This window comes from Agromyces sp. NPDC058126 (genome assembly GCF_042884595.1).
GTDB lineage: Bacteria > Actinomycetota > Actinomycetes > Actinomycetales > Microbacteriaceae > Agromyces.
Genome location: NZ_JBHVTS010000001.1, coordinates 750,395 through 767,827 on the forward strand (window position 1 = coordinate 750,395; position 17,433 = coordinate 767,827).

A 17,433-nucleotide genomic window follows, 5' to 3' on the forward strand; every position below is an offset into this window, starting at 1 on the left:
ACTACTGGAAGGCGCGTGGTGGGCTCGGCGGCGCGATCGGTGCGCCGACGGCGTCGCCGTCGGGTTCGGCCGCGGCGGGGTGGACGCAGAACTTCACGAAGGGTTCGATCTCCGTGAGCTCCACCGGTGTCGTGACCAGTTCGCCGTGACCGCCGGAGCTGTGCGGGCCGCCGGATGCCGGCCCTGTGCAGCGCACGGGCACGGCGGGCGCGTGTCGACCGGTCAGTCGCAGTCGACCTCGTAGAGCCCGAGCTCTCCCTCGGCGGCGATGAGCACGAGCCCCGCGCTCTCATCCAGTTCGGACAATCCGGGATAGCTCTCGGAGCGTGGGTCCGCTTCGAAGATGTACTGTTCGCCGAAGTCGAGAACGTGCGTCACGCCGAGTTCGCGAGCTGCAGCGCACGCCTCGGGAGTGCCCTCGGCGAGGCCCTCGGCGAGCGCCCGGTACTCGCCGGGATACGCACCTCCGACGTGCGGGAACACCGTGCGCAGCCCGGTGTAGGCGTACACCAGGGAACTCCCGTTCCATGGGTTGCCCGCGATGACCGCGTTCTCGGGCACGAGGTCGCCGATCCGCTCGAGGAAGGCGGCCTCCTGATCGGAGAGCATCACGCTGTCGTCGTCGAAACGGTACCCGTCGGCGAGGAATCGGCTGCTGTCGGTCACCGTCGAGGCGTACGGCACGCCGATCGCGAGCAGGCCCACGAGAATCATCGTCGCGAGCGCGGGCAGCCCGATGCGACGCGACCGATCGCGTCCGAGGCGGATCCCGCGGACGAGCCAGCGGGCGACGCGCACGGCGCCGAGCGCGGCGAGCGGGATCGCGAGCACGGGCGTCAACGCGGCGAGTCGGTAGGAGTCGTTGTACCAGGCACCGGTGATCGCCGTGCGGAACGGGCCCACCGGCCAGGCGATTGCCACGGAGTAGAGCAGGACGCCCAGGAGGTAGGCCGCGACCGCCCAACGGAGCCGTGGCCGGCGCACGGCGACGACCAGGCCGATGATCATGAACGCACTCACGACCCACGCGTAGCCGAGGTCGATCGGCCCGTTCGTGAGCGCTTCGCGGACCGCCGCCGGGAAGTTCCGGGTCGGCAGCCACCCGTTGTCCCCGGTGGTCGCGCGGGAGAACGCGAAGGCCTCGACGGCGAAGAGCGCGGCCGCCGTGGTCGTCGCGACGACGGCGACGAGTGCACGGCGTTCGGGGACGGCCCGGCGGACGACTCGCACGACCGCGTAGACGACGAGCGGAACAGTGAGGACGAAGAGGCTGAACAGCGCATTCGGATGAGCGAGCGTCATTCCGCCGACGACCCACACGGCGACGAGGGCGAGTGCGACCGGTCGCAGACCGAGCATCGACCGTTGCTGGACGAGTGCCGCGAGCAACCCCAGTGCGACTGGGAGCAGGCTCACGGCCAGCAGGTTCGGGTACAGCACGCCGAACCACAACAGCATCGCGGGGAACGCGCCGAAGACCGCACTGAGGCCGCCGACGAGCACGGCGTGGAACGGCGCGCGGCCGAACAGCACGCGCGCGAGGAACACGCACGCGACGGTCCACACCACGGAGGCGACGACGAGCGCGACGGCGTTCGTCGCGACGACGATGGAGGCGCCGGTCAACTGGACGACGATCGCGACGATCGCATGCCACAGCGTCGGGTAGAAGCCCGACGCACGCCCCGGAGTGGTCATGTTCATCGCCGTCGGCGAGGCGTTGCCCGTGTCCAGGATCCACTGAACGGCATTCAGGTGGAAGAGGGTGTCGTAGCTCTGGGCCGGATGATCGGGAGCGCCGAACTGGGGAGCGATCCAGAGGAGCGTGAGCGTCGTGCCCAGCAGGACCGCGAACGCCTGGGCGAGGAACGGACGACCCCACTCACTGCGACCGCCGGGGGCGGGAGCGGTCGTCAGTCGACGACGCAGCGGCAGCATTGCGAGCGCGACGAGGACTGAGAATCCCAGGGGGATGAACACCGTCCACGACAGGCCGATCCACGGCGCGACGATCGACGAGAGTCCGATCGAGGCGATCGACGAGCCGATGGCGACGCCGAAGAATGCGATGCCGCGGAGCCGGAGGGCTCCTGCGATCGGCGCACCGACGCCGATCATCAGCACGAGGACCGCGGCGAAGACGGGGAGGAATTCGAACCAGCTCATCCGAGGTCAGCCCGCACCGTCGGAGTCTTCGGACGTGTGGTGCGGTGATCCGTCGAGACCACGATCGCGCGAGGTGCGAAGGTCACGTGCTCGGCTCCAATTCTGAAAGACGGTCCATCGTACTCGACACGTCGCGACCCTTCCCGAGCGTCAGCCGAGTGGGCGGAGCACCGCGTCGGCCGCGGCATCCCCGACTGCGCGAAGCGACGCGTTGGCCTCGATCCAGGCTGCGCGGTCGCGCCGCTTCTCCGTCGCGAGCGCGGTCTCGTGCTCGCCGAGCAACTCGAGCATCGCCGCGGCGACGGATTCCGGAGTGAACGACGCGTGGATGCCGAGTCCGTGCTCCCGCACGAGCGCCGCACCGCTGCTGGCATCCGAACCGGCGAACACGACGGGGGTGCCGCACGCGGCCGCCGCGTACGTCTTGGTCGGTCGTGCGAAGTCGTATCCCAGGCCCGGAGCGATGCTCACGAGCGCGCCGACCGCTCCACGGATCCATTCAGCGGACTGCTCGGGCGGGACGACGCCGCCGAACGTGATGGCGTCGGGAGCCGTCTGCGCGGCGAGCACCCGCAGCTGCGCCTCCGCAGAGCCCTGGCCGAAGAACCTGAGCCGGACGTCGGGGACGTGTTCGCGTACGAGGGGAAGGGCCCGGATGAACACCTCGGCGCCCTGCCATTCGGACATCGTCCCGGTGTACACGAAGTACTTCGTGCCGTCGTTCGCAGCCTCCCCGTCTGGGGTGAAGACCTCGGTGTCGATCCCGTTCCCGACGGTGGCGATGCGCGCGGGATCGACGCCGAATTCGATGATCCGGTCGGTGACCTCATCCGAGATCGACAGGACGGTCGAGGCGTGACGCATCGTGAGGCCCTCGAGCCAGCGGATGACGGAGACGACGAAGCGCGGCGCACCGATCGCGGCGACGCCGTCGGTCCAGACGTCCGCGGCGTAGTAGGCGTAGGGTCGGCGGCGCAGTGCGCTGATCGCGGCGACGACGATGCCGGTGGTCGGAGGCGCCTCGGCGACGGCGAGGTCGTAGCGCGAGACGAGGAGTCGGAACACCAGCGGGATGTCGTAGCTGAGGTACTGGACGTACCCGCGTACGTTCCCGCCGGCGTCCCGCAGAACGGGGAAGCGCGAGATCTCCAGGCCGGGCTGCTCGTCGGTGCCCTGCGGGGCGGTGCTCGGCGGCGTCGTGGTCAGCACTCGGACGGTCGCCGACCGTCCGATCAGCGAGCGGGTCAGCGCCCGCAGCCGGAAGGCGCCGGCACTGACTTCAGGCGCGAAGAGCCTGGTCGCGAGGACGACCCGAGGCGCGGCACGGTTCTTCGGAGCCCTCGATGGGCTCACTCAGCGACCTCGAGGAGTTCGCCGTTCGACTCGGTGTAGAGGGCACCGGTCTGCGGGCACACCCAGTCGCCGTCGCCGATCGGGTCGAGCGGAACGCCGGCTCGGCCCACCCACCGGATGCGCCGCGCGGGAACTCCGGCGACGAGCGCGAACGCGGGGACGTCCTTCGTGACGACGGCTCCGGCGGCGACGGTGGCCCAGGCCCCGATCGTGACCGGGGCGATGCAGACGGCGCGCGCGCCGATCGACGCGCCGTGCTCGATCGTCACGCCGACGGGCTCCCAGTCGGATGCGGTCTTGATCGACCCGTCGGGCGCGATCGCCCGCGGGTAGGTGTCGTTCGTGAGGACCGCGGCCGGTCCGACGAAGACGCCGTCGGCGAGCTTCGCGGGCTCGTAGACCAGTGCGTAGTTCTGGATCTTGCAGTCGTCGCCGAGGTGCACGCCGGAACCGATGTAGGCCCCGCGTCCGACGATGCACCGGTCGCCGATGTCCGCGCCTTCGCGGACCTGCGCGAGGTGCCAGATCTTCGTGTCGTCGCCGATTCGTGCGTCGGGGGAGACGTCGGCGCTCTCCGCGATGGTTGCCACGGTGGACTCCTTGTGCTCAGACGGGCGGGATCCCGGGGCGCAGCGGCGCCTCAGGGGTGGGCGTCGGGAAGGTCGCGCTTCGGGTCGATTCGCTCCTCGAGCCGCTCCAAGCGTACCTTCTGGAGGGCGGACTCCTCGGCGAGCGTGCGCGTCTTGTCCTCGAGGTCCGTCAGCTCCGCGCTGTGCTGGAGATTGACCAGGAAGAGCAGCACGATCGAGACGAAGAAGACGAGGTTGCTCGGCAGGCCGACGCCGACGACCGAGGCGATCCAGGCGACGCTGGCGGGGAACAGCGCGCCGAGGAGCGCGAGCGTCGCCGCCAGGATCCACCAGATGGCATGCCGTTCGCGGAGGCGTCGCCGCCGGAGCAGTTCGATCACCGAGACGAGGGCGATCACCGCCGCAGCGATCCCGAGGAGATAGGTCATCGTGCTCACTGGGCTTCCTCGGTTCTCGTGAGCTGCACCTTCGGGCGGATCATCGCGAAGATGAGCGCCATCCCCGCACGCGCGAGGTACGCAGCGGCCTTGACCGGATGATGGGACGGCACGCCGCCCTGCCGATCGCGCATCGCGACCGGTGACTGCCGGATCCGGAGTCCGGCGCGCGCCGCGATCACGAGGGCCTCGACGGTGTCGCCGAGATACTCGGCCGGATAGGTCGACGCGAACAGCTCCACCGCGTTCGGACCGCTCGCCTTGAACCCGCTGGTCGCGTCCGTGAGCTTCGTGCTGGCGATCCGTCCGATGACCGAGGCGAGGACCTTCATCGCCCATCGGCGAGGGCCGCGGGCACTGTAGTCGCCGGTGCCGGCGAACCGCGCACCGATCACGATGTCGGCCTGGTCGAGGTCGGCGACCAGGCGCGGAACGTCTCGGGGATCGTGCTGTCCGTCCGCGTCGACCTGGACGACCGCCGAGTAGCCGTTGCGGAGCGCGTAGCGGAAGCCCGCGCGCATCGCGCCGCCGACGCCCAGGTTGAACGGAAGGTCGATCACCGTGACCCCACGGGCCCGCGCGACCGCGACCGTTCCATCCTCAGAGCCGTCGTTCACGACCAGGCAGTCGATGTTCGGCAGCGCTTCGGAGATCTCGTCCAGCACTGGTCCGAGGGCCTGCTCCTCATTGAACGCTGGCAGCACGATGAGCGGGCGCAGCGGTATCGAGGGCATGTCGGAGATACTAGCAATCGCGACCCCGCGAGAAGCGCGGGCGAGTTCGCTCTCGTCTACGATCGATGCGTGAAGGTTCTCAGTGTCGTCGGCGCTCGGCCGCAGTTCGTCAAGCTCGCTCCGATCGCCCGGGCCGCCGAGGCTGCAGGGGTCGAGCACGTCATCGTCCACACCGGTCAGCATTACGACCCGATGCTCTCGGACGTCTTCTTCGACGATCTCCGCATCCCCGCGCCGAACGTCCACCTGGGCGTGGGCTCCGGCAGTCACGGTGTGCAGACCGGTGCCATGCTCGGAGCGCTCGATGCGGTGCTGACCGAGCACGACCCCGACTGGGTGCTCGTCTACGGTGACACCAACTCGACGTTGGCGGCGGCCGTGAGCGCGGTGAAGCTGCACTATCCGGTGGCGCACCTGGAGGCCGGGCTGCGGTCGTTCAACCGCCGGATGCCGGAGGAGCACAACCGCGTCCTCACCGACCACGCCGCCGATCTCTGCCTGGCCCCGACGCACGTGGCGCTCGATCACCTCACCACGGAGGGCCTCGCCGAACGCTCCGTGCTCGTCGGAGACGTCATGACCGACGTGCTGCTCGGTGTCCGCGACGCCGTGGCGGACGAGTACCCGCAGGTGCTCGCCGACGCGGGACTCGCCGAGCGCGGGTACTACCTTGCGACGATCCACCGTGCGGAGAACACGGATGACCCGACTCGGCTCCGGTCGATCGTCGAGAGCCTGTCCGGTCTCGATCGACCGGTGCTCATCGTCGCGCACCCCCGACTCGTCGCGAAGGCGGCCGAGCACGGCATCGAGCTCGCGACGGGCACCCTCGTGCCGCACCGGCCGTTGCGCTACCCCGAGCTCGTCTCCGTCGCGCTCCGCAGCGCCGGCGTGGTGACGGATTCGGGCGGACTGCAGAAGGAGGCGTTCCTGCTCGGTGTCCCGTGCACGACCGTCCGCAGCGAGACCGAGTGGGTCGAGACCGTCGAGCTCGGTTGGAATGTGCTCGCCGAGACGCACGAGGCCATCTCCCGAGCGGTTCAGCGTCCGATGCCCGCGCCCACCGATGCGCAGCCGTACGGCGACGGTCGCGCGGCCGAGCGTGTGATCGAGGCGTTGCTCGCCGGCGCGAACTGAGCGCGATGGCTCGACTCCTGCCGCGCACCGTTCGGGACGCGGAGCTCAGCCGGTCGAGGAGGTTCCACCGAGGCGATGCGGATTTCCGACGAGGTAGGCTTGGCGGACGTCCTTTGTGCCATACGGCAGAACTACATCGAAAGGTGGGCGCGTGAGCGGTCCAGAGTTCATCCCTGCGGCGAAGCCGATCATCGGCGACGAGGAGCGGGCAGCGGTCGACTCGGTGCTCCGTTCCGGAATGGTCGCGCAGGGCCCCGAGGTCGCGGCGTTCGAGCGCGAGTTCTCCGATGTACTGCTCGACGGCAGGGCGGCGGTGGCCGTCAACTCCGGGACATCCGGATTGCATCTCGGGCTGCTCGCGGCCGGTGTCGGCCCCGGCGACGAGGTGATCGTTCCGTCGTTCACGTTCGCCGCGACGGGCAACTCCGTCGCGCTGACGGGCGCAACGCCGGTGTTCGCCGACATCGAGCCCGATCACTTCGGTCTCGACGTCGCGTCGGTCGAATCGCGGATCACCGAGCGCACCGTCGGCATCATGCCGGTGCACCTGTACGGTCACCCCGCGAACGTCGCCGGCCTCGGTGATCTCGCCGAACGACGTGGGCTGAATCTCTTCGAGGACGCGGCGCAGGCGCACGGCGCGACGGTCGACGGCGCGTCCGTCGGAACCTTCGGTGCTTTCGCCATGTTCAGCCTCTATCCGACGAAGAACATGACGTCGGGTGAGGGCGGCATGGTCTCGACCGGCGACCCCGACCTCGAGCGTCGACTCCGGCTGCTGCGCAACCAGGGCATGGAGCGCCAGTACGAGAACGAGGTCGTCGGGTTCAACGCTCGCATGACCGACATCCACGCCGCCATCGGCCGCGTCCAGCTCACGAAGGTCGGCGCTTGGACTCGAGCACGCCAGGAGAACGCGGCGTTCCTCGACGCGAATCTGACCGGTGTCGTGGTGCCGCCGGTGGCACCGGGGGCCGTGCACGTCTACCACCAGTACACGATCCGCGTGCTCGACGATCGCGACGGCTTCGTGAAGGCGCTGAAGGACGAGTACCAGGTCGGCAGCGGCGTCTACTACCCGATTCCGAACCACCGTCTTCCCTCGCTCGCCCACTACGCGCCCGGACTCGACCTGCCCGAGACCGAGAAGGCCGCGAGCGAAGTCGTCTCGCTGCCGGTGCATCCGTCGCTCACGCAGAACGAGCTCGAGCGCATCGTCGAGGCCGTCAACGCCATCGCCGGGGCGGGCGCCTGATGGGCGCTCTGCGCGCCGGACTGCTCGGCGTCGGGATGATGGGCCGGCACCACGCGCGGGTGCTCCGAGAGCTCGACGGCGTCGAACTCGTCGCGATCGCGGATCCCGGCGGGGATCCGCACGGCGTCGCCGGCGATCTCGAGATCCTCCCCGACATCGATGCGCTCATCGCCGAGGGGCTCGATCTCGCGGTCGTGGCCGTGCCCACCCGCTTCCATGAGGACGCCGCACTGAAGCTCGCCGCCGCAGGCGTGCACACGCTCGTCGAGAAGCCGATCGCGCACACGATCGACTCCGGTCACCGCATGGTGGACGCATTCCGTGAGGCCGGCCTCGTCGGTGCCGTCGGCCACATCGAGCGGTTCAACCCCGCACTTCAAGAGTTGCGTACTCGCATCGCCGCGGGCGATCTCGGCGAGGTGTACCAGATCGCGACACGTCGTCAAGGTCCGTTCCCCTCGCGCATCGCCGACGTGGGCGTCGCGAAGGACCTCGCATCTCACGACATCGACCTCACTTCGTGGGTGGCGCAGAGCCCGTATGAGACGGTCTCGGCTCAGACGGCCTTCAAGAGCGGACGTGAGCACGAGGACATGATCGCCATGACGGGATGCCTCGAGAACGGCGTCATCGTCAACCATCTCGTCAACTGGCTCAGCCCGATGAAGGAGCGCGTGACGATCGTGACCGGCGAGAAGGGCGCGTTCGTCGCCGACACGTCGACCGGCGACCTCACGTTCTTCGCGAACGGGACGATCCCGCTCGAGTGGGAGTCGATGACCGTCTTCCGCGGGGTGTCCGAGGGTGACGTGACTCGCTACGCGTTCCCGAAACGAGAGCCGCTGCGCGTCGAGCACGAGGCGTTCCGCGACGCCGTGCTCGGCCTGCCGAGCGACGTGGTGACGATGGCTCAGGGCCTGCGCACCCTCGAGGTCGTCGAAGCCGCGCTTCGGACCGCGGCCGGCAGTCGCCGTGCGCAGACGCCCGATGGCGTGATGGAGCGATGATCGGGGTACGACGCATCGGGGTGGCGACGTGAAGCGCATCCTCAGCACGTTCCGTCAGGTCGTCCCTCACCTGCCGGAGAACGCCCAGCGCTATATCGTGCGCTACATCGTGCTCTCATCGTCCCTCGCGATTCTGGATGTCGCGGCGCTCATGCTGCTCGCCGCTTCTCTCGTCGCGATGCTCGGCGGCACCGCGATCCAGCTTCCGCTCATCGGGTCCATCGGCCAGGACGGATATGTGTGGATCCTCCTCGTGATCTCCGGGCTCATCATCGTCAAGTCGACCGCGGCCGTCCTCATGCAGTGGATGGCGACGCGTCGAATGGCGACGTTCGAGCTCGAGATCGGCGACCGGCTGTTCGAGGCGTACATCCGTGCCCCGTGGGTCGAGCGCCTTCAGCGGAACACGACCCATCTCGTGCGCCTCGCCGACGTCGGCATCGCGAATGTCACGTCCGGCTTCCTGCTTCCGTTCATGTCGCTGCCGACGCTGCTGACGACCGCCGCGCTCGTCGTGCTCGTCATCGTGATCGTGCAGCCGCTCACCGCACTCGTGACCGTGGCATACCTCGGTGGGATCGCGGTGCTGCTGTACGTCGTCCTCGCGAATCGCACGGTGCAGGCCGGACGCGTCAACCGCGACTACTCGTTCCGCGTCGCGTCGCTCATGACCGACATGGTGTCCGCCCTCAAGGAGATCACACTCCGCGGGAAGTCCGCCGAGGTCGCACGCGTCGTCCATGAGGACCGCCGTCATGCAGCCAAGGCGCGCGCCAACATCAACTTCCTCTCCGCCATCCCGCGCTTCGTGCTCGATGCCGCGATCGTCGGAGGGTTCCTGCTCGTCGGTGGGATCAGCTATCTCATCGCGGGGCCCACGCAGGCGATCGCGGCGGTCGCGCTGTTCGGCGTGGCAGGCTTCCGGCTGGTTCCCTCGCTCACGGGATTCCAGTCGCTCATGTCGATGATGACGGCGAACATCCCGCACGCCGACGCCGTCCTCCGAGACATCGACTCGTCTCGCCGATACCAGGAAGCGGCCGAGAAGATCGGACGCGACCCCATCGAGGGCGAACCCGCCAGTCTGGTGCTCGACGAGGTCCGGTTCAGCTATCCGAGCGCCGAGAACCCTTCGCTCGACGGCGTCACCGGCGTGCTGCCCCTCGGTTCGCGCCTCGGCATCGTCGGCTCCTCCGGCGCGGGGAAGTCGACACTCATCGACATCCTGCTCGGGCTGATCTCTCCGACGTCCGGGCGGGTCCTCCTGGGCGAACAGAACCTCGTCGACGTCATGGCGAGCTGGCGCGAGCGCGTGGCGTACGTCCCGCAGGACGTGGCGCTCTTCGACGCGACCATCGCTCAGAACGTCGCCCTCACGTGGCGCGAGGACTACGACGAGGACCGGGTGCGTTCCGCGCTTTCGCGAGCACAGCTGCTGGACGTCATCGAGGCGCGCCCCGATGGCATCCGGGGCCGCGTCGGTGATCGAGGCCTTCAGCTCTCGGGCGGACAACGTCAACGGCTCGGCATCGCGCGCGCCCTGTACAGCGACCCGCTCGTCCTTGTGCTCGACGAGGCGACGAGCTCGCTCGACACCAAGACCGAGGCCGCGGTGACACGCGCGATTCAAGAACTCAGTGGCGAGGTGACCGTCATCTCCGTCGCGCACCGGTTGTCGACGATCCGCGACTACGACCAGATCTGGTTCATGCGCGACGGCAAGGTCGAGGCGCGGGGAACGTTCGCAGAAGTGATCGCTGCTGAGCCCGAGTTCGCGCAGCAGGCCCGGCTCGCCGGTCTCAACCCCGACGGGACAGAGCTGTGACGAAACCTCGGCTGCTGATCCTGTCGTTCTCGCCGATCGTGTCCGACGCGCGGGTGCTCAAGCAGATCGAGGTCTTCCGCGATCGATACGCTGTGACCACGTGCGGGTACGGCCCGGCACCCGCAGGCGTCGACCGTCATATCGAGATGCCGCGCTCGGCGAGCTATCAGGATCTGAACGGACGACTGATCACGCTGCGGATGTATCGAGCGGCCTACTGGCGGATCTCAGCCGTGGCGTGGGTGAAGGCGCATCTTCGCCCCGGTGACTTCGACGTCGTCTTCGCGAACGAGACGGAAGCCGTTCCCGTCGGTCTCTGGCTGAAGCCGAGGTTCGGCGTGCATGCGGATCTCCACGAGTACACACCGCGCCTCAACGAGGAACACGCCCTCTGGGCGAAACGCATCCGGCCGTTCCACGAGTGGGTCTGCCGACACTACGTGACCCGTGCATCGTCGTGGTCGACGGTCAGTAACGGCCTCGTGCGCGAGTACGAGAAGGAGTTCGGATTCCGTCCCGAACTGGTGACGAACGCCGCGCCGTACACCGACGCCGAGCCGACGCCCGTTTCCACGCCGATCCGGCTCGTGCACAGCGGCGCGTGCTTGCGGAATCGACGGCTCACGGAGATGGTGGATGCCGTCGCGCTGAGCGGCGCCGACGTCACGCTCGATCTCTACCTGACGCCGAACCACCCGGATTACCTCGACGAGCTGAAGGCCCGTGTCGCCGACGAACCTGCGGTCACGGTGCATGACCCGGTTCCGTACTCCGACCTCCTTCGGACGCTGAACGCGTACGACGTGGGCGTCCACCTGCTGCCTCCCACGAACTTCAACAACGCGTGGGCGCTCCCCAACAAGCTGTTCGACTACGTCCAGGCTCGTCTCGGCATCCTGATCGGGCCGTCGCCCGAGATGGTCGACTACGTCGAACGACATGGGCTCGGCGCGGTGGCAACCGGGTTCGACGCCGGTGATCTCGCGACGACGATCGCAGAGCTCGATGCGACTCGCGTCACGGCATGGAAGGCGAACGCCCACGCCAGTGCGAAAGCGCTCGGTGCGCAGGAGCAGATGCAGAAGTGGCTGCGGCTCGTCGACGGCCTCGTGGCAGGCGGGAAGCGATCGTAGCGTGAGAGTTGCGCTCGCCTGCGGTCCCGTCGCGATCCCGCCGACGTACTTCGTCGTGCAGCACGCGATGCTCCTCCGTGACCGCCATGAGTTCGCCTTGTTCTCGCCGTCGGCGCGCGTGACCGAGGACGTCGGGATTCCGATCCACTCGGCCATGACGCTGCGGCCGGGATCGCGGATCGATACCCTTCGCGTCCAGGCGGTTCGAGGCCGCGTGACACGGGACATCCGGCGCTTCGAGCCGGCCGCGGTGCATCAGCACTTCGCGACATGGAGCTTGCCCGCGGCATCCGCGGCGAGGCGACTGGGCGTCCCGCTCGTGACCACGCTGCACGGGTACGACGTGTTCGCGCTGAAGCGTCAGAGCGCCGGCGTCTGGGGTGCCATCACGCGTGCGAACCTGCGTGCGACGGCGGCCGGGACGACCCGGTTCCTCGCGGTCAGCCGGTGGCTGGCCGATCGTGCCATCGCTGACGGGATCGACTCACGACGGCTGCACGTCATGTACCAGGGCATCGACACGTCGTTCTTCACCCCCGGCACGCCCGGAGCGGACGGCGACGGCGATGAGCCCGTCGTGCTCTTCGCGGGAGGCCTGGTCGAGCACAAGGGTGTCCGTGATGCACTGCGGGCGTCCATCAGGGTGCACGCGACGACCCCCCATCGACTCCGGCTGGCGGGTGGCGGGCCGCTCGAGGCGGAGGTCAGGTCGGCCGCCCGCGAGCATCCCCACATCGAAGTCCTGGGTCCGCTGTCGCGCGCCGAACTCCGAGCGCAGTATCGAGCGGCACGAGTGCTGGTCATGCCGTCGCGGGGTTCGGCCGAGTGGTCGGAAGCCGCCGGACTGGTGTCGCTCGAGGCGCAGGCTTGCGGGACGCCGGTCGTCGCGTACGCATCCGGGGGACTGACCGAGATGGTGGAGGACTCCGCCACCGGAACGCTCGTTCCGCAGGATGACGTCGATGCGCTCGCCGTCGCCCTCCGTCGCTGGATCACCATGGCCGATTCCGAGCACGCCAGCCACGCGTCCGCAGGGGTCGAATTCGTGCGATCGCGGCGAAGCGCGCAGGGTGCGGCCGACGAGTTGCTGTCCCACTACGACGAGGTCACCGCCGCGCGCGGGAACCTCATCGCCGACTGATAGCGTGCTTGAGTGCGCGTGCTCGTAGTGACGACGTGGTTTCCCGGCCCGTGGGCTCCGGAGTCCGGGATCTTCAACCTTCGCGACGTCGAGCTGCTCGCCCTCGATCATGAGGTGACGGTCGTTCATCTGGTTCCGCCCGCTCAGCTCGCTCAGGCTCGCGTGGACCGGCTCGGCCGCATCGCCGTGCATCGCGTGCCGATGTCGGTTCGATCCCCCCGCTCCATCCGGCGTGCGCGGCGGTACATCGCAGAACTGGCACTCGAGCACGACCTGCTGCACAGCATGGCGATCTCGTCGCTGCTCCCACTGGGGGGCACGGCGCTGAAGCTGCCCTGGGTGCACACCGAGCACTGGTCGGGTTTCCTCGCGCCCGAGACCGCGCCCGTCGGTGTCAGAGCGATGGGCGCGCTCCTGGCGCGTCGACTCAAGCGGCCCGACGTCGTCGTGACGGTGAGCGAGGCCCTCGCGAGCGCCGTCCGGCTTCACCGCGACGGCCCGACGATGGTGATCCCGAACCATGTCATGGTCCCCCCGGTCGGCGCCGACCTGGAACGGGAGCAGACGGATCACATCCGGCTGATCGCCGTCGGGGGGATCATCCAGCGGAAGGGCCCGATCCTGGCCGTTCGGGTGCTCGCCGGACTCCGCGCCCGTGGGTACCCGGCGACCCTCAGCTGGATCGGTGAGGGTCCGTTGCGCGACGACGTCATGAGCACCGCCGCGCGGCTCGGAGTGGCGGACCGCATCGAACTCAGGGGCAGCCTGTCGCCGGAGGAGGTCTCGCGCAGCCTGCTCGGCGCCGACGTGTTCCTCCTCCCCACCGAGGGTGAGACGTTCGGCGTCTCGATCGCGGAGGCGTTGACCCACGGCCTCTCCGTCGTGGTCGGCTCGCGCGGCGGCCAGGGGGAGTTCGTGGGTCCGGCGGACGGCGTGCTCGTCGCCGCGCAGGACCAGGAGCTCTACACGGACGCGGTCATCGCGGTGGTGGGCAGCCGAACGCCTGCCACGCCCGCTGAGATCGCACGCCGGGCCCAGCAGCGCTTCGCACCGGCATTCCGTCGCACGGAGTACCTCCGCGCATACCACCTCGCAGGCGACCCCGAAGGCCACTCCGCATGAAACTCCTGATCATCTCGTTCTCGACGCTCGTCTCCGATCCACGCGTGCGGAAGCAGATCGACCTCTTCACCGGCGAGTTCGAGGTGACGACAGTGGGCTACGGGCCGAAGCCGCCGGGCGCGTCCGCGCACCACCAGATCCCCGACGACCGGGTGGCATGGCGCTATCCGCGGCCGGCGGTGATGGCGCGCGCGTATCGATGGGCGTTCGAGCACAATCCCGCGGTGTCCTGGGTCCTCGAAAATGTGCGACCTGGTGGCGCGGAGGTCATCGTCGCCAACGATGTCGACGCGGCCGGCGTCGCCGTGAGGCTCGCGCCGTCGCGCGGGTTCCATTCGGACCTGCACGAGTTCGCCCCGGAGCAGAACTCCGAGATGCTGCGGTTCAGGCTGTTCGTGGCGCCCTTCCTGCGCTGGCAGCTGCGGAGGTACGTCGCACGGGCGGCATCCACGACCACCGTCTGCGCGACCATCGCGGACCGCTATCGCGGCGAGTTCGGACTCGACGCCTCGGTGGTCATGAACGCCCCTCCGTTCGCCGAACTCGAGCCGAGCCCGGTCGGAGCCCCGATCCGACTCGTGCACGCGGGCGCGGCGCTGCGGAATCGTCGGCTCGAAGTGCTCGTCGACGCCGTCGCGTCGCGGACCGATGTGACGCTCGACCTGTACCTGACGCCGAACGACCCGGCCTATCGCGAAGAACTCGTCGCGCGTGCGGCTGCGACGCCGGGGGTGCGCGTCGTCGACCCGGTGCCGTTCGACACGCTGGTCACGACGCTCAACGCCTACGACGTCGGCCTGCACATGCTCGCCCCGACGAACTTCAACAACGCCTACGCGTTGCCGAACAAGTTCTTCGAGTACGTGCAGGCACGACTCGGTCTGATCATCGGGCCGTCGCCCGAGATGATGCGCGTCATGGGCCCGCGCGGGTTCGGAACCGCGGCGGCCGATTTCACCGCCGACGCCCTGGCGGCCGAGCTCGACGGGCTCACCGCCGAGCGGGTACGGCAATGGAAGTCGGCAGCGCACGCCGCGGCGCGTGAGCTGTCGGCCGAGCACCAGGTGCCGGTCTGGCGCTCGGCCGTCGAGGCGATCGCCGGAGAGCGCGCGTGACGCCCGAGATCGAGGTCATCGTCCCGGTGCATACGCCGACGCGACCGATCCGGCGCCTGGCGGCATCGGTGCTTCAGGGTTCCGAATGCGACGTCCGCCTGCGAGTGATCGCCCACAACACCGATCCGGCGGGCATTCGCGCTGCGCTGCATGAGTACGCGAACGACCCGCGGGTGGAGGTGACGGCGTTCGACGACGGTGTGCACTCGCCCGCCGGGCCGCTCGCCTTCGCGCTCGCCGACGTGTCGGCACCGTGGTTCACCAAGATCGACTCGGACGACCACCTCGCTCGGGGAGCACTCGATTCGTGGCTGGCGACCGCGCACCGGCATCGCGCCGACGTCGTGATGCCGCGCATGGTTCAGGAGCCGTCCGGCGTGGACTTCCCGACACCGCCGCGAAGGATGCTGCGCACGATCCTCGAGCCGGCCAAGGACCGTCTCGCGTACAGGACCAGCACGATGGGACTGCTCGCGCGCGGGCTCGCTCCGCTCGCAGTGCCCGTGGCCGGCCTGGAGACGGGGGAGGACATCGCGCCGAGCCTGAGGCTGTGGTTCGAGTCCGGTCGGATCGCCATGGCGGACCGCGGATTCCCGTACATCGTCGGGGAAGGGGCGGGAGACCGGGTCACGGCGGCGCCGCGTCCGATGCGAGCAGAGCTCGCCTTCGTCGGCCCGCTCGCTCTGGAGAGCTTCTGGGGTCGCCTCTCCGAAGCGGAGAAGACCTCCATCGTGGCCAAGCTCATCCGCGTCCAGCTGTTCGGCGCCGCAGGAAGGTCCGGCGCCCCCTGGACCGATGAGGCGGTCGAGGCGGTGCGCGAGGCGCTGCCGACCTTGGTCCGGCTCGCGCCTCACGTTCCGGTCGTGCTCTCCCGCGTCGACTCCGATCTGGTCGGCGAACTGATGAGTGCCGCGCCCGAACGAGGTGTCATCGACCGTCTCGTAGCGGAACGCCGTCGCTACCTCGGGGTGCGGCCGCTGACCACTCGACCGTATCGGCGCACCTTGGCGAGGGATGCTCCGTTGCGGTTCCTCGCGGCGTCGTTCGCCGCGCGTCACTTCCAGCCGGGTCTGCCAGACCGCGGATAGTCCGGGTCAGGCGGGTCGTCAGGCTGCCGGCTCCGCCGAGGGGGCCGCTGACGGGGGCAACGAGTCGGACGTGCCTTCCTGCATCGACCCATTGCGGCGGTCCGCGATGGCCTTCGTCACCCGGTCGGCGGTGTGCGCGATGATCACCGCCGCGGCGAGCACATAGAACACCAGACCCGGTGTCGCGTAGCGGAACTGCGTCGGGGTCCCGTTGGTGACGTTGTAGAGCGCGATCCCGAGGATCGCCCCGAGCAGAAGGTGCGACTCGGTACGTCGCCAGAACAGGATCATCGAGGCGACCGCAAGACCGATGAGGAACAGGAGCGTGCGGTCCGCCCGCATCATGGCGGCCGCATCGGACGCGAGGATGTGCAGCAGCATTGCGGGGACGCGCAGTATCGCTTCGCCGAGCGTTTCGGCGCCGGCCTGTTTGAGGAACTGGTCCAGTTGCGAGAACGACGGGAAGACCAGGCTCTGCAGCACCTGACAGCCGACGGCGGTCCCGCCGACGACGATCGCGGGCCACATCCACGGACTGTTCCGGCGCCCGACGATCGATCCGAGCAGCCACGCCATGACGAAGGCGCCGGCCATGATCAGCGTCGCCTGGCGGGTGAAGGCGGACGCCGCCGTCGCCGCGCCCATGGCCACGAGGAGCCATGGGCTCGGTCGGTCGAGCCAACGCCAGGCGGCGAGGAGTGCGAGCACGGCGAAGAGCCCCGACAGCGATTCGGTGAGCATTCCAGTGTGGAACGACATCAGGAAGAGGCTGCCGTTCACCAGCAGCATCGTGGCGACCGCGACGACGTTGCCGTAGCGGCGCATGAGGATGAGGGTCAGCAGTATCGTCAGGGCGACCGCGGCCAGCAGCGGGACCACCGCGAGCCCGTACGCGCCGAACATCTTCACGAACGGCACACTCAGGACCGGATACACGACACGGGGCTGGACGAGGCCCCAGCCGAACAGGTCATCGACCGGCGGGACCGGGATTCCGCGCGGGTCGGCGAAGTCGACGGTGAGATCGCGGGCCGTCTCAGGATCGGCTCCGCCGAAGAGGTACGCCATCGCGAGGTAGTAGCGCGAGTCGGGGAAGAAGAACCGATACCAGCGGATGAACGTGACGTAGGTGATGAGGAACGTTGCGGCAACGATCGCCCAGGTGAGGATCGCGCCCGACCGGGCGCGGACGTACGCGACGATTGCTGATCCGGTCATGGCGACTCACGCTAACACGTCGACGTCGCCCGGCCCGCATCGTGGATTCCCGAGCAGGGCGACCGGGTCGCTCTGGGTAGGATTGAGGTCGGTGAAGATCATCAAGCGGCGG

The 17,433-nt window shown here is 68.9% G+C and carries 15 protein-coding genes; 9 read left to right on the top strand and 6 right to left on the bottom strand.

The window, feature by feature from the left end; genetic code table 11:
• Nucleotides 1-222 precede the first annotated feature (222 nt).
• From ACFVTR_RS03345 to ACFVTR_RS03365, 5 genes are all read right to left on the bottom strand, one after another.
• Entirely contained in the window at nt 223-2,166 is a 1,944-nt protein-coding gene (locus tag ACFVTR_RS03345) for a DUF6541 family protein (protein WP_387034717.1), read from the bottom strand.
• 150 nt (nt 2,167-2,316) lie between these two features.
• The gene (locus ACFVTR_RS03350; RefSeq protein ID WP_387034719.1) at nt 2,317-3,519 is read right to left on the bottom strand and encodes a glycosyltransferase family 4 protein; all 1,203 of its coding nucleotides are present in this window, start codon (nt 3,517-3,519) and stop codon (nt 2,317-2,319) included.
• Nucleotides 3,516-4,109: a DapH/DapD/GlmU-related protein gene (locus tag ACFVTR_RS03355; RefSeq protein WP_387034721.1), complete on the bottom strand. Its 594-nt coding sequence runs from the start codon at nt 4,107-4,109 to the stop codon at nt 3,516-3,518. Before ACFVTR_RS03355 ends, ACFVTR_RS03350 begins: the two co-directional genes overlap by 4 nt.
• A 50-nt stretch (nt 4,110-4,159) precedes the next feature.
• Complete coding sequence (locus ACFVTR_RS03360; RefSeq protein ID WP_387035376.1) at nt 4,160-4,537, bottom strand: DUF2304 family protein; 378 nt, start codon at nt 4,535-4,537, stop codon at nt 4,160-4,162.
• 5 nt (nt 4,538-4,542) lie between these two features.
• Complete coding sequence (locus ACFVTR_RS03365) at nt 4,543-5,463, bottom strand: glycosyltransferase family 2 protein (protein WP_387034723.1); 921 nt, start codon at nt 5,461-5,463, stop codon at nt 4,543-4,545.
• On the opposite strand from ACFVTR_RS03365, the gene wecB reads away from it, so the two are divergent.
• From wecB to ACFVTR_RS03410, 9 genes are all read left to right on the top strand, one after another.
• Complete coding sequence (gene wecB / locus ACFVTR_RS03370; RefSeq protein ID WP_387034725.1) at nt 5,350-6,417, top strand: non-hydrolyzing UDP-N-acetylglucosamine 2-epimerase; 1,068 nt, start codon at nt 5,350-5,352, stop codon at nt 6,415-6,417. The genes ACFVTR_RS03365 and wecB overlap by 114 nt on opposite strands.
• A 151-nt stretch (nt 6,418-6,568) precedes the next feature.
• A complete protein-coding gene (locus ACFVTR_RS03375; RefSeq protein ID WP_387034727.1) occupies nt 6,569-7,672 on the top strand; it encodes a DegT/DnrJ/EryC1/StrS family aminotransferase in 1,104 nt (367 codons plus the stop codon).
• Nucleotides 7,672-8,679 carry a Gfo/Idh/MocA family oxidoreductase gene (locus tag ACFVTR_RS03380; protein WP_387034728.1) on the top strand — a complete coding sequence of 336 codons (1,008 nt, stop codon included), beginning with the start codon at nt 7,672-7,674 and terminating at the stop codon, nt 8,677-8,679. Before ACFVTR_RS03375 ends, ACFVTR_RS03380 begins: the two co-directional genes overlap by 1 nt.
• A 28-nt stretch (nt 8,680-8,707) precedes the next feature.
• The gene (locus tag ACFVTR_RS03385) at nt 8,708-10,504 is read left to right on the top strand and encodes an ABC transporter ATP-binding protein (protein WP_387034730.1); all 1,797 of its coding nucleotides are present in this window, start codon (nt 8,708-8,710) and stop codon (nt 10,502-10,504) included.
• Complete coding sequence (locus tag ACFVTR_RS03390) at nt 10,501-11,637, top strand: glycosyltransferase family 1 protein (protein WP_387034732.1); 1,137 nt, start codon at nt 10,501-10,503, stop codon at nt 11,635-11,637. The genes ACFVTR_RS03385 and ACFVTR_RS03390 overlap by 4 nt, the downstream gene beginning before the upstream one ends.
• 67 nt (nt 11,638-11,704) lie before the next feature.
• Nucleotides 11,705-12,778, top strand: coding sequence for a glycosyltransferase (locus tag ACFVTR_RS03395; RefSeq protein ID WP_387034734.1), 1,074 nt, complete (start codon nt 11,705-11,707; stop codon nt 12,776-12,778).
• Between the two features lie 12 nt (nt 12,779-12,790).
• Nucleotides 12,791-13,900, top strand: a complete 1,110-nt coding sequence (locus ACFVTR_RS03400) for a glycosyltransferase family 4 protein (protein ID WP_387034735.1) — start codon at nt 12,791-12,793, stop codon at nt 13,898-13,900.
• A complete protein-coding gene (locus ACFVTR_RS03405) occupies nt 13,897-15,015 on the top strand; it encodes a glycosyltransferase family 1 protein (RefSeq protein WP_387034736.1) in 1,119 nt (372 codons plus the stop codon). The genes ACFVTR_RS03400 and ACFVTR_RS03405 overlap by 4 nt, the downstream gene beginning before the upstream one ends.
• Nucleotides 15,012-16,103, top strand: coding sequence for a glycosyltransferase (locus tag ACFVTR_RS03410; RefSeq protein WP_387034738.1), 1,092 nt, complete (start codon nt 15,012-15,014; stop codon nt 16,101-16,103). Before ACFVTR_RS03405 ends, ACFVTR_RS03410 begins: the two co-directional genes overlap by 4 nt.
• 18 nt (nt 16,104-16,121) lie before the next feature.
• Here ACFVTR_RS03410 and ACFVTR_RS03415 read toward each other — a convergent pair whose 3' ends face one another.
• On the bottom strand, nt 16,122-17,171 hold the full coding sequence (locus tag ACFVTR_RS03415) for a hypothetical protein (RefSeq protein WP_387034740.1): 1,050 nt from the start codon (nt 17,169-17,171) through the stop codon (nt 16,122-16,124).
• Nucleotides 17,172-17,433: the final 262 nt, after the last annotated feature.